Here is an 11,497-nt window from a genome sequence, read left to right on the forward strand (position 1 = left end):
CTGCCGTCAGCGCGCCTCGATGCCAAAGCCCACGCGCGGGAAGTGCACGTGCACCACGCCGGCGCGCGGGTCTTCGCGACGCAGGATCAGTTCCTCGCTGCCCACGTGCAGCAGCTCGCCTTCCACCGGGTCGACGCCGTAGTCGGTCGCGGCGATGGCCACCCGCTGGCCGGCTTGCAGGCCGTTGGGGTCGCTGAAGGGTTCGTCCGGCAGCGCCGCCGGCTGGCTGCCGCGGGCCACGGCCAGGGCCTGTTCGCTGCTCATCTCGCTCGACGCGCCGTGGCCGAAGCCCAGCGTGCGGCCCAGCCAGGCCGCCACCGCCGGGTAGGCGTCCACCAGCGGAGAGGTCACCGGCGTGGCCTTGACGAACCAGAGCACGTGGGCGACGGCGAAGTCGGCCAGCGACGGCTCGCCGAACAGGAAGTCGCCCTCCTCCCGCGCCAGTTGCTGCTCCAGCCGGGCCATGAACACCGGCCACTGCTGGCGCGCCAGCTCCGCCGAGAGGCGCGCGCTGGTGCCGCCGCTGAACAGCTGGGTGCGGTCGGCGATGAAGGCCTTGAGGAATTCCGGCGGCAGCTTGCCGAAGCGCACGGCGATGGACTCGGGCTGGAACACCAGGCTCACGCCGTGCTGGAACAGCACCGAATCGGCCCAGGCGGCGAAGGCCGCGACGCTGAACTCCTGGCCCTCGGGGAACAGCGCCGGGGTGGCCTTTTCCTGCTCCAGGCGGCGGGCGATCAGCGCGGTGTCGCAATACAGGTCGGCCCCTACCTGCAGCACCGGGGTCTTCCGGTAGCCGCCGGTGAGCGCCAGCAGGTCGGGCTTGGGCATGATCGGCGGGATCTGCACCGAATGCCACGACAGTTGCTTGAAGCCCAGCAGCAGGCGGGCCTTCTCGGCGAAGGGGGACGTCGGGTAGTGGTGCAGGATCAGCTCGGACATGCGGGGCTCCGTCGGCCGGCATTGAGGGAGCCCCCAGCTTACCCCCGCGCGGCGCGCGGTCCTACCCGGTCGAAGCTATGGCGCGCTATCCGCGCAGCTGATGGCCAGCGCCGCGCCGGCCAGCACCAGGCGTTCCTTGGCCGGCTTGCCGAGGGCCTTGATCGCGCGTTCGCGGCGCAGGGCGTCGCCCTTGCCGGCACAGGCCTCGACGTAGACCAGCGCCTGCGCCGGGCTGGAGTGGAAGAAGCGCGCGCCACGCCCAGTGCGGTGCGCCTCGAAGCGCCGCTGCGGGTCGTCGCTGATGCCGCAGTAGAGCGCGCCATTGGCGGCGCGCACCAGGTAGACGAACCAGGGCCGCGGCTCGGCCTGGGTCATGCCCAGACCCGCTGCTGCATGCGTTCGCAGTAGCCGACCAGCCGTTCGTATTCGCGCGCCATGTGGTTCAAGGGGGTTTCCAGGGTGCTGAGGATCAGATTGGCGAGTATCCCATAGGCCGCCGCGTCGGCGCTGCAGGGCTGCGCGCCGCCGAAGTACGGCAGGTCGCCGAGCATGCCGTCGAGGGCCTCGAGGTCGTGGCGGGCGAAGGCCAGCAGTTCCTCGCGGCGATGCGCGGTCAACCCGCGACCTTTCAGCGCAGCACGGATCTTGCGCCGGATCAGCACCCCGACGATCGGCCGCAGCGGGCCCGGCACGCCGCGCAGCAGCACCGGCGCCACCTGCCGCCAGCCGTCCGCCTCCAGCCAGCGGAAGTACACCAGCAGCGGCGCCAGGTGTTCGTCGCACAGCCGGGTGATCGACACCGCCCAGCCGCGTCCGCGGGCGTCGAGGCCGGCGTCCAGGTCCAGGGCGAAGCGCTGCTGCAGGTCCTGGATGATGATCTCGGTGTCGGCGACGGTCTGCCCCTCGACCTTGATGAAGGGCAGCTTGCCCTTGGGACCCTTGCGCGGGTCCGTCAGGTGCTGCACCTGGTATTCCAGGCCGGACAGGCGCAGGAAGGTCTCCAGCTTCAGGCAGTAGGGGCTGACGTTGGGCACATTGAAGGCCGGGGGAAACTGGAACAGGGTGATCATGGCGGGGCTTCCTGCGCGGGCTCGCCTGTCATTTAAGCCCATGGCTCGTCCCCAGGCGAGCCCTGTCACGGTGCTATCAGACTCGGCTGACGTCGCGCTCGCGTGCCTGGAAGGCCGCCAGGCCCTGGCGCGCCTTGCGCCGGATGGCCGCCCGCAGCGGCGGCGCCCAGCCCAGCAGCAGGCCCGGAACGCCCAGTGCCTGGCGGGCCCAGCGCCAGAAGTCGAAGCTGTCGTCGTGAGCGACTATCAGGCCGTCGGCGAAGACGAAGCGGGCCTGGATGCGGTTGACCACCACGCGCCCGGTCTGGCTGAAGGTGTAGCGCGCCACCCAGTGCGCGCCGCCCTCGCGCTCGTCCGCCCAGACCTGGTCGAACTCCAGGCTCAGGTCGGCGGCGCGGCGGGTCAGCATGCGCCACATGTCGCCGGCGTCGCGGCCATTCAGCTCGCCGAAGGCCGGGTCGTGGAAGCGCACCCGGGGCGCGTAGCAGGCGGCCATGGCGTCGCCGTCGCGGCGCTGGAAGGCCTGGTAGAAGCGGTCGATCAGTTCGGCGTTGGGATGGGCCATGGGGCGGGCTCGCGGCGGGATGGTGAGTGGATTATCCGGCGTGGGAAGCGCTGGACACCATTGTCATTATCGACAACATTGTGACCATAACCGACAGAGCAGCCTCCATGCCCGCCATCGCCCTCTACGTCTGCCCGCAGACCGTGCTCTCCAGCCTCGGCCTGGCCCTGGACAGCCTGCAGCTGGCCAACCGCCTCGCCGGCCGGGCGCTGTTCCGCGTGCGCCGGGTCAGCGCCGACGGGGGCCCCGTGCAGGTTTCCTGCGCCAGCATCGCGGTGGACGGTGCGCTGGAAAGCGTCGACGCGGACGAGCTGCTGCTGATCCCGGCCACCGGCAGCGACATCGAGGCGATGCTGCAGGGCAACCGCGCCCTGCTCGCCTGGCTGCGCCGCCAGCCACCCGCGCAAGCGCTGGGCAGCCTGTGCAGCAGCGCCTTCCTGCTGGCCGAGGCCGGCCAGCTCGACGGCCGCCGCGCCACCACGCACTGGGCGCTGGCCGCCGAGTTCCGCCGGCGCTATCCCCGGGTGCGGCTGGACAGCGAGGCGCTGTGCAGCGAAGACGGCGCGCGCTGGTGCTCCGGCGGCGCCCAGGCCGGCCTCGACCTGTGCCTGCAACTGATCGCCCGCCACGGCGGCGCGCGCCTGGCGCAGCAGGTGGCGGGCGCCCTGGTGTTCGACGAGGCGCGTGGCAAACAATCGCGCTTCGTGCCGTTGCTCCCGGAAAGCCCGCGCGGCGCCCTGGCGCCGCTGCTGCAGTGGCTGGAAGCACACCACGCCGAGCCCGTCGACCTGGACAGCATGGCGCGCCGCGCGCATTGCTCCAGCCGCACCCTGCTGCGGCGCTTCCGCGCGGAACTGGGCATGACCCCCAACGACTACCTGCAACGCCTGCGCATGGACGCGGCCCGCGAGGCCCTGGCCGACCCACGGCGCTCGCTGGAGCGCATCGCCAACGACGTGGGCTACGCCGACCGGGCCAGCTTCGCGCGGCTGTTCAAGCAGCTGTGCGGGGAGTCGCCGGGGGCCTATCGGCAGCGGCGGTTGGGGCGGGCCGGCGTGGACTGAGTGACGGCGGATAACGCCTGGGGCGTTATCCGCCCTACGGGCTGTACCGCCGTAGGAGCGCGCCATGCGCGCGATCGCGGACGTGGCCCGCTCCTACCCGGGAAAGCACAAGGCCGCCCGAAGGCGGCCTTGAGAAGTCGTGGCATCCGGCGGCTCAGCTGAACCACTCCATCGCCGTGCGCCACACGCACACCCCGACGAAGTACGCCGACGCCGCGAACCACAGCCACAGCAGCCAGGTCTGGTCCACCGGCTGCTGGAGGATCAGCAGGCCGCTGCTGAACATCCAGATGAAGGTCACCGCGATGTTCAGCGGCATGAACTGGCGTACCCGGAACGGGTGCAGGAACTTCATGCGGGTCAGGGTCAGGGCGGCCAGCAGCAGGATGGTCACCAGGTTCACCCAGGGGTTCGGCGCCAGCACGAAGAAATACACCGCCACCACGTTCCACGCGGCCGGGAAGCCGACGAAGTAGTTGTCCTTGCTCTTCATGTTGACGTTGCAGAAGCAGAACAGCGAGGACACCAGGATCACCCCGACGCCGAGCAGCTCGCTGTGCAACGGCAGCGGCACGTAGCGGTAGATGAAGATCGCCGGGATGAACACGTAAGTGAGGTAGTCGATCACCAGGTCAAGGGTCGAGCCGTCGAAGTGCGGCAGCACCGCCTTGACGTCGAACTTGCGCGCCAGGGTGCCGTCCAGGCCGTCCACCAGCAGCGCCGCGCCCAGCCACAGCAGGCAGGCCTGGGGCCGGTTGTCGACCAGCGCCAGCAGCGCGAGCAGCGCCAGGATCACGCCACTGGCCGTCACCGCGTGGGCGCTCCAGGCCTTGGCTTTGCTCAGGTTCAGTGGAGTCAGGGTCAGGTTCACGGGCGCTTCTCTTCAGTCGGACGGCGAGGCGGGCCATTTCAAACGTATAGCCCAAGCATGGGATTCCAGGGTGTCCCCTGCCCATCGGAACACCGTCGCGGCGGCGGAGTTCAGCCGGGGTCGGACGGGACGATGGTGCGGAAGGGGTCAGGATACGCCGAAGCCGCCCCCCAGCGCCAAGGCTGCTGACGAGCGTAGGAAGGCTCTGCCACGGGTTTCAGGCGCCAGTCTCACGGCGCGGCCCGCAGGCCGCGCCGCGCGGGCTCAGTGGATGATCTGGCTGAGGAACAGCTTGGTGCGGTCGGACTGCGGGTTGTCGAAGAACTGGTCCGGCGGCGCCTGTTCGACGATCTCGCCCTTGTCCATGAAGATCACCCGGTTCGCCACGGTGCGGGCGAAGCCCATCTCGTGGGTCACGCAGAGCATGGTCATGCCGCTCTGGGCCAGGCCGATCATGGTGTCCAGCACTTCCTTGACCATTTCCGGGTCGAGCGCCGAGGTGGGCTCGTCGAACAGCATGATCTTCGGCTTCATGCACAGCGCGCGGGCAATCGCCACGCGCTGCTGCTGGCCGCCGGAGAGCTGGCCCGGGTACTTGTTGGCCTGTTCCGGGATGCGCACCCGCTGCAGGTAGTGCATGGCCACTTCCTCGGCCTCGCGCTTGGGCATCTTGCGCACCCACATCGGCGCCAGGATGCAGTTCTGCAGCACGGTCAGGTGCGGGAACAGGTTGAAGTGCTGGAACACCATGCCGACTTCGCTGCGGATCGTCTCGATCTGCTTGAGGTCGTTGGTCAGCTCGGTGCCGTCGACGATGATGTTGCCCTGCTGGTGTTCTTCCAGGCGGTTGATGCAGCGGATGGTGGTGGACTTGCCGGAACCGGACGGGCCGCAGAGCACGATGCGCTCGCCCTGGCGGACCGTCAGGTTGATGTCCTTGAGCACGTGGAACTGGCCGTACCACTTGTTCACCGCCTTCATCTCGATCATCACGTGATCGCCGATGGCCGGGACGCTCTTGTTGCTGGCTTCAGACATGCTGATGAACTCCTAACGACGCTTGTGGCCGGTATCCAGCTTGCGCTCCAGGTGCATGGAGTAGCGGGACATGCCGAAACAGAAGACCCAGTAGACCAGCGCGGCGAACACGTAGCCCTCGGTGGACATGCCCAGCCAGGCCGGGTCCGCGGTGGCGCGCTTGATGCTGTTCAGGAAGTCGAACAGGCCGATGATGATCACCAGGCTGGTGTCCTTGAACAGCGCGATGAAGGTGTTGACGATGCCCGGGATCACCAGCTTCAGGGCCTGCGGCAGGATCACCAGGCCCATCATCCGCCAGTAGCCCAGGCCCATGGCCGCGGCCGCCTCGTACTGGCCCTTGGGGATGGCCTGCATGCCGCCGCGAACCACCTCGGCGATGTAGGCGGCCTCGAACAGGATCACCATCACCATGGCCCGCAGCAGCTTGTCGAGGTTCATGCCCTCGGGCAGGAACAGCGGCAGCATCACCGAGGACATGAACAGCACGGTGATCAGCGGCACGCCGCGCCAGAACTCGATGGTGGTCACGCACAGGACCTTGATCGCCGGCAGCTTGGAGCGCCGCCCCAGGGCCAGCAGGATGCCCAGCGGCAGCGCGCCGGCGATGCCGACGGCGGCGATCACCACGGTCAGCATCAACCCGCCCCACTGGCTGGTGGGCACCGTTTCCAGGCCGAGGAAGCCGCCGTGCAGCAGCCAGAAGCTCACCAGCGGCAGCGCCAGCAGGTAGGCCAGGCCGTACTTCAGCTTGTACTGGAAGTGCCGCAGGAACAGCGGCGCGGCGCCGACCACCACCAGCAGCACGTTGAGGTCCACCCGCCAGCGCAGCGCCTCGGGGTAGAAACCGTACATGTACTGGCCGAAACGGGTGCTGATGAACACCCAGCAGGCGCCTTCGCGGCTGCAGTCGGCGCGGCTCTCGCCGACCCAGTCGGCCTTGAACACCGCCCACTCCAGCAGCGGCGGCACGATCAGCCAGACGACGTAGAGCCCGGCCAGGGTCAGCAGGGTGTTGAACCAGCTGGAGAACAGGTTGGCGCGCAGCCAGCCGATGACCCCGACGCTCATCGCCGGCGGCGGCAGATCGGGCTTGAAGGTATGGTTTGCCATGGCGTCCCCCTAGCGTTCGATCAGCGCGATGCGCTTGTTGTACCAGTTCATCAGCAGCGAAATGCTCAGGCTGATGGCGAGGTACACGCTCATGGTGATGGCCATGGTCTCGATGGCCTGGCCGGTCTGGTTGAGCACCGTGCCGGCGAACAGCGAGACCATGTCCGGGTAGCCGATGCCGGCGGCCAGCGAGGAGTTCTTCGCCAGGTTCAGGTACTGGCTGGTCAGCGGCGGCACTATCACCCGCAGCGCCTGCGGGATGATCACCAGCCGCAGGGTCTGCCCGGGGCGCAGGCCGAGGGAGCCGGCGGCCTCGGTCTGGCCGTGGCTGACCGCCTGGATGCCGGCGCGCACCGTTTCGCCGATGAAGGCCGCGGTGTAGATCGACAGCGCCAGGACGATGGACACCAGCTCCGGGATCACCACCCAGCCGCCGCGGAAGTTGAAGCCCTGCAGCACCGGCATGTCCCAGTGCACCGGCACGCCGGCCACCAGCACGGTCAGCGCCGGCAGCACGATCAGCGTGGCCAGGCCGCAGAGGAACACCGGGAAGGTCTTGCCGGTGGCGTGCCGGCGCACCTTGGCCCAGCGCCACAGCACGGCCCAGGCCACCAGGGCGAGGAGGATGGCGATGAGGAACGCCGGCATCGCCTCGGTGGGTACCGGCGCCGGCATCTGCATGCCGCGGTTGTTGAAGAACAGGGTGTCGCCGACGCTGATGCTCTGCCGTGGCCCGGGCAACTGGGCGAGCACGGCGAAGTACCAGAAGAATATCTGCAGCAGCGGCGGGATGTTGCGGAAGGTCTCGATGTACACCGTGGCGATCTTGCGCACCAGCCAGTTCGGCGACAGCCTGGCCACGCCGAGGATGAAGCCGATGATGGTTGCCAGGACGATGCCGATCACCGTCACCAGCAGGGTGTTGAGCAGGCCGACGAAGAACACCCGTCCGTAGGTGTCGGACTCGCTGTAGTCGATCAGGTGCTGGGAAATGCCGAAGCCGGCGCTGTTGTCCAGGAAGCCGAAGCCGGACTGGATGCCGCGGTGGGCGAGGTTGGTCTGGGTGTTGTCGAAAAGGAACCAGCCGAACGCCACCACGGCGACGACGGCGATGATCTGGAAGGCCCAGGCGCGCACGGCCGGATCGCTGAGCGACCAGCTGAGGCGGCGCCGGGCTTTGACGGAAGTCTGCATGTAGGCCCTCTCGAAAGCCGCCCACGCGGGCACGGGACCACGCCCGTACCTACGCGGGGAAGCTCACGTCGTTCGAACGTGCCCGCGCCCAGGCTCCGGGCGCGGGCCTGGGTGGATCAACGCACCGGCGGTGCGTACTGCAGACCACCCTTGTTCCACAGGGCATTGAGGCCGCGCTTGATCTTCAGGTCGCTGCCTTCGCCGACGTTGCGCTCGAAGATCTCGGCGTAGTTGCCGACCTGCTTGACGATCTGCACCGCCCAGTCCTTCGGCAGCTTCAGGTCCTTGCCGTAGTCGCCTTCGGCGCCGAGCAGGCGGTTGATGTCGGGGTTCTTCGAGGACTTGGCCTGCTCCTCGACGTTCTTCGAGTCGATGCCCAGTTCCTCGGCGTTGAGCATGGCGAACAGCGTCCAGCGGACGATGTCGAACCATTCCTCGTCGCCCTGGCGCACGGCCGGGCCGAGCGGTTCCTTGGAGATCACTTCCGGCAGCACCACGTAGTCGTCCGGCTTGCCCAGCTTGATGCGCTGCGCGTAGAGCTGCGACTGGTCGGAGGTGAGCACGTCGCAACGCCCGGATTCCAGCGACTTGGCGCTTTCGTCGGAGGTGTCGTAGGTGATCGGGGTGTACTTGAGGTTGTTCGAGCGGAAGTAGTCGGACAGGTTCAGCTCGGTGGTGGTGCCGGCCTGGATGCACACGGTGGCGCCGTCGAGCTGCTTGGCGCTGGTCACGCCGAGCTTCTTGTTCACCAGGAAGCCCTGGCCGTCGTAGTAGGTCACGCCGGCGAAGTTCAGGCCCATGGCGCTGTCGCGGGAGCTGGTCCAGGTGGTGTTGCGCGAGAGCACGTCGATCTCGCCGGACTGCAGCGCGGTGAAGCGCTCCTTGGCGGTCAGCGGGGTGTACTTGACCTTGCTGGCGTCGCCGAACACGGCGGCGGCGACCGCCTTGCAGACATCCACGTCGATGCCCTTGTAGACGCCCTTGGCGTCGGCAAAGGAGAAGCCCGGCAGGCCATCGCTGATACCGCACTGCACGAAACCTTTCTTCTTCACGGCGTCCAGGGTCGCGCCGGCGTGGGCCATGCCGCTGAGCCCCAGGACGCTAAGGGCGGTCAGCGCCGCCAGGGTGGATTTCACCATCTTCATCGATCACCTCCAGTTGCTTTTATTCGTGTAGGAGTCCCGGCCCACTCGCCCTCGTGAGGCGGCGGCAGGGCCTGCTCCGGGCCCTGCGTGAAAGTGGAAACCTCAGGTCAGTCTAGCCGGCTCTGCGGATACGTCCCGCGCGCCATCCGGACCACCCCCGCTCGCGGGTCACGCGAGCCGGACATGTTTCGGGGGCCGCCCTCACCACGGCGGCCTGTTCAATGGGCTGCCCGCCCCGCCACGCAGCACTGGTTTCCGGATGGGGGTCGGATAGAGTGTTACGCCGGCGGGACGGGTTGCAGCCTGGAGCCTGAGTTAGCAAGCGGCGTACCAGAACGCCCCACACCCCGCGATTCGGCGAAGGTCAAGCCGAGAAGTTATGGCAAAGCGACATACTTTTCGCAGAATCGCCGATCCTTTTTCCGGCGCGCGCTCCGTTGCGGAGCACGCGCCTCATCATGGAGCCCCCGATGACCCTGCCCCTGCTACTCGAACCCACCCAGGCCGCCGACGCGTGCGTCATTTGGTTGCACGGCCTGGGCGCCGACCGTTACGACTTCGAACCGGTGGCGCGGATGCTGCAGAAGATCCTGCCGAGCACGCGCTTCATCCTGCCCCAGGCGCCGACCCGCCCGGTGACGGTGTTCAACGGCATGCCGGTGCCCAGCTGGTACGACATCAAGGCCATGGCCCCGGCGCGGGCCATCGACGAGGCGCAGCTGGAAGCCTCGGCGGACGCGGTGATCGCGCTGATCGAGGAGCAACTGGCGCAGGGCATCGCCGCCCGTCGCATCGTCCTCGCCGGCTTCTCCCAGGGCGGCGCCGTGGTGCTGCACACCGGCTACCTGCGCTGGCCGGGCGAACTGGCCGGGGTGATGGCGCTGTCCACCTATGGCCCGACATTCAGCGACGAGATACGGCTGCCGGAAGCGAAAAAACAGCTGCCGGCGCTGTGTTTGCATGGTACCTACGACGACGTGGTGGCGCCCGCCATGGGCCGTGCCGCGCACGATTTCCTGCTGCGCCAGGGTGTGGCCGCGCAATGGCGCGACTACCCCATGGCCCATGAAGTGAGCAACGAGGAGATCGGCGACATCGGCGCCTGGCTGCGCGAGCGGCTGTGACCGACCGGGGCTGATGCCCGCCAGCCTCGCGGCGGCCCGGACGCCGCTGCGCGCCTGGCCCACAGCGAATGCCTGGGGGCCTTCGCGGTGCATTTCGAGCGGCTCGAAGGGTAATCGTCCACCGGGGTCGACCACTGGTCGGCCCATCCCGCCAGTGAATTGCCAGTACGCAAAAGTCATTAATACTGAAGTTCCCGAAGGACCTACCGGACTATGGAGAGTCGCCGTGTCCCTTCCCGGAACCCGTAGAAAGCCCGCCAAGCCATGAAGCCGACCCAGTGGCAGCAGGATGTCCAGCAGTTGCGCCACCTGCGGCTGTTCCAGAACGTCGCCGGAGCGGCGTTGCAGCGCCTGCTCAAGGAGTTCCGCGCGCTGGAACTGGAAGCCGGCGAGGTGCTGCTTTCGCCGTTCAATCGCAACCACTACCTGTACCTGGTGCTCGACGGCCAGCTCAAGGTCTACCTCGGCTCGCTCGACAACTCCCCGGTGTCGACCCTGGGCAGCGGCGATTGCGCCGGCGAGATCAGCTTCATCGACCATGACCACCCGTCCGCCTACGTGGTGGCGACCCAGGCCACCCGCGTGCTGCGCCTGCACCGGCAGGCCCTGCTGAGCCTGTTCGAGCAGTCCCCGCAGCTCATGCAGAACCTCCTGGAGATGCTCTGCGAGCGGGTCCGCCAGGGCAACCGGATCATCCTCAACACCGAGCAGAACGCCAACATCGACACCCTCACCGGGCTGTTCAACCGGCGCTGGCTGGAGCACGTGTACGAGCGCGAGAGCACCCGCTGCGGGTTCAACGAGCAGCCACTGGCGATGCTCATGCTGGATGTCGACCACTTCAAGGACTACAACGACGTCCACGGCCACCTGGCCGGCGACTACGCCCTGTGCCTGGTGGCGCACACCCTGCGCAGCCAGCTCAGGCCCAAGGACAGCATGGCGCGCTTCGGCGGCGAGGAGTTCGTCATCCTGCTGCCCGAGGTGAGCCTGGTCGAAGCCCGCTCCATCGGCGAGCGCCTGCGCCAGAGCCTGGAACAGGTCAGCTCCTTCTATTCGCCGCTGGGCGCCCTGCCCGGCGTGACGGTATCCCTCGGAGTCGCCGAGATGGTCCGCGAGGAAAGCCTGCAGGGCCTGCTGCGCCGCGCCGACGAAGCCCTGTACCGGGCCAAGCAGCACGGCCGCAACCGCCTCTGCGGCTGATTTCCGACTGATCCACGGCAGGCTTTCGGCGCGCGCGCCGGGCGTCGAGGCGTGCACGGATTTCGCCCGGCTGGCAACTTGCTTTACACTGGCGGCCGTTCATTCCTTAACCACTACGAGATCACCGTGCTCAAGGCACTCAAGAAAATCTTCGGCAAGGGCGAGGGC

12 protein-coding genes are annotated in these 11,497 nt (G+C 68.1%); 3 read left to right on the plus strand and 9 right to left on the minus strand.

Annotated elements, in window-relative coordinates:
- Nucleotides 1–6: 6 nt before the first annotated feature.
- The 4 genes from P3W75_RS15515 to P3W75_RS15530 form a co-directional block, all read right to left on the minus strand.
- Nucleotides 7–942: a glutathione S-transferase family protein gene (locus P3W75_RS15515; RefSeq protein WP_276228250.1), complete on the minus strand. Its 936-nt coding sequence runs from the start codon at nt 940–942 to the stop codon at nt 7–9.
- A 75-nt stretch (nt 943–1,017) separates the two neighbouring features.
- The gene (locus P3W75_RS15520) at nt 1,018–1,317 is read right to left on the minus strand and encodes a GIY-YIG nuclease family protein (RefSeq protein ID WP_276228251.1); all 300 of its coding nucleotides are present in this window, start codon (nt 1,315–1,317) and stop codon (nt 1,018–1,020) included.
- A complete protein-coding gene (locus P3W75_RS15525; protein ID WP_276228252.1) occupies nt 1,314–2,012 on the minus strand; it encodes a glutathione S-transferase C-terminal domain-containing protein in 699 nt (232 codons plus the stop codon). Before P3W75_RS15525 ends, P3W75_RS15520 begins: the two co-directional genes overlap by 4 nt.
- 76 nt (nt 2,013–2,088) lie before the next feature.
- Entirely contained in the window at nt 2,089–2,577 is a 489-nt protein-coding gene (locus P3W75_RS15530) for a nuclear transport factor 2 family protein (protein ID WP_276228253.1), read from the minus strand.
- A gap of 107 nt (nt 2,578–2,684) precedes the next feature.
- Here P3W75_RS15530 and P3W75_RS15535 point away from each other — a divergent pair, with 107 nt between their 5' ends.
- Nucleotides 2,685–3,641, plus strand: a complete 957-nt coding sequence (locus P3W75_RS15535; protein WP_276228254.1) for a GlxA family transcriptional regulator — start codon at nt 2,685–2,687, stop codon at nt 3,639–3,641.
- Nucleotides 3,642–3,795: 154 nt separating this feature from the next.
- Here the strand turns inward: P3W75_RS15535 and pcsA are convergent, their stop codons facing one another.
- From pcsA to P3W75_RS15560, 5 genes are all read right to left on the minus strand, one after another.
- Nucleotides 3,796–4,512 (minus strand): phosphatidylcholine synthase, encoded by a 717-nt coding sequence (gene pcsA, locus P3W75_RS15540; RefSeq protein ID WP_276228255.1) that lies wholly within the window; start codon nt 4,510–4,512, stop codon nt 3,796–3,798.
- Between the two features lie 264 nt (nt 4,513–4,776).
- On the minus strand, nt 4,777–5,550 hold the full coding sequence (locus P3W75_RS15545) for an amino acid ABC transporter ATP-binding protein (protein WP_276228256.1): 774 nt from the start codon (nt 5,548–5,550) through the stop codon (nt 4,777–4,779).
- A 12-nt stretch (nt 5,551–5,562) separates the two neighbouring features.
- Nucleotides 5,563–6,663, minus strand: a complete 1,101-nt coding sequence (locus P3W75_RS15550; protein WP_276228257.1) for an amino acid ABC transporter permease — start codon at nt 6,661–6,663, stop codon at nt 5,563–5,565.
- A gap of 9 nt (nt 6,664–6,672) precedes the next feature.
- Entirely contained in the window at nt 6,673–7,857 is a 1,185-nt protein-coding gene (locus P3W75_RS15555; protein ID WP_276228258.1) for an amino acid ABC transporter permease, read from the minus strand.
- A 116-nt stretch (nt 7,858–7,973) separates the two neighbouring features.
- Nucleotides 7,974–9,002 carry an amino acid ABC transporter substrate-binding protein gene (locus P3W75_RS15560; RefSeq protein WP_276228259.1) on the minus strand — a complete coding sequence of 343 codons (1,029 nt, stop codon included), beginning with the start codon at nt 9,000–9,002 and terminating at the stop codon, nt 7,974–7,976.
- Between the two features lie 470 nt (nt 9,003–9,472).
- On the opposite strand from P3W75_RS15560, the gene P3W75_RS15565 reads away from it, so the two are divergent.
- Both P3W75_RS15565 and P3W75_RS15570 read left to right on the plus strand, forming a co-directional pair.
- Complete coding sequence (locus tag P3W75_RS15565; RefSeq protein WP_276228260.1) at nt 9,473–10,126, plus strand: alpha/beta hydrolase; 654 nt, start codon at nt 9,473–9,475, stop codon at nt 10,124–10,126.
- Nucleotides 10,127–10,390: 264 nt separating this feature from the next.
- Entirely contained in the window at nt 10,391–11,329 is a 939-nt protein-coding gene (locus tag P3W75_RS15570) for a GGDEF domain-containing protein (protein ID WP_276228261.1), read from the plus strand.
- The last annotated feature ends 168 nt before the right edge of the window (nt 11,330–11,497 follow it).

Source organism: Pseudomonas citronellolis (genome assembly GCF_029335315.1).
In the GTDB taxonomy this organism is placed as follows: Bacteria; Pseudomonadota; Gammaproteobacteria; order Pseudomonadales; family Pseudomonadaceae; genus Pseudomonas; species Pseudomonas citronellolis_A.

Coding starts and splice junctions, on each gene's coding strand:
- P3W75_RS15525 (WP_276228252.1), bottom strand. CDS start 2,012: ATGATCACCCTGTTCCAGTTTCCCCCGGCCTTCAATGTGCCCAACGTC.
- P3W75_RS15565 (WP_276228260.1), top strand. CDS start 9,473: ATGACCCTGCCCCTGCTACTCGAACCCACCCAGGCCGCCGACGCGTGC.
- P3W75_RS15545 (WP_276228256.1), bottom strand. CDS start 5,550: ATGTCTGAAGCCAGCAACAAGAGCGTCCCGGCCATCGGCGATCACGTG.
- P3W75_RS15560 (WP_276228259.1), bottom strand. CDS start 9,002: ATGAAGATGGTGAAATCCACCCTGGCGGCGCTGACCGCCCTTAGCGTC.
- P3W75_RS15555 (WP_276228258.1), bottom strand. CDS start 7,857: ATGCAGACTTCCGTCAAAGCCCGGCGCCGCCTCAGCTGGTCGCTCAGC.
- P3W75_RS15520 (WP_276228251.1), bottom strand. CDS start 1,317: ATGACCCAGGCCGAGCCGCGGCCCTGGTTCGTCTACCTGGTGCGCGCC.
- P3W75_RS15550 (WP_276228257.1), bottom strand. CDS start 6,663: ATGGCAAACCATACCTTCAAGCCCGATCTGCCGCCGCCGGCGATGAGC.
- P3W75_RS15530 (WP_276228253.1), bottom strand. CDS start 2,577: ATGGCCCATCCCAACGCCGAACTGATCGACCGCTTCTACCAGGCCTTC.
- P3W75_RS15535 (WP_276228254.1), top strand. CDS start 2,685: ATGCCCGCCATCGCCCTCTACGTCTGCCCGCAGACCGTGCTCTCCAGC.
- P3W75_RS15570 (WP_276228261.1), top strand. CDS start 10,391: ATGAAGCCGACCCAGTGGCAGCAGGATGTCCAGCAGTTGCGCCACCTG.
- P3W75_RS15515 (WP_276228250.1), bottom strand. CDS start 942: ATGTCCGAGCTGATCCTGCACCACTACCCGACGTCCCCCTTCGCCGAG.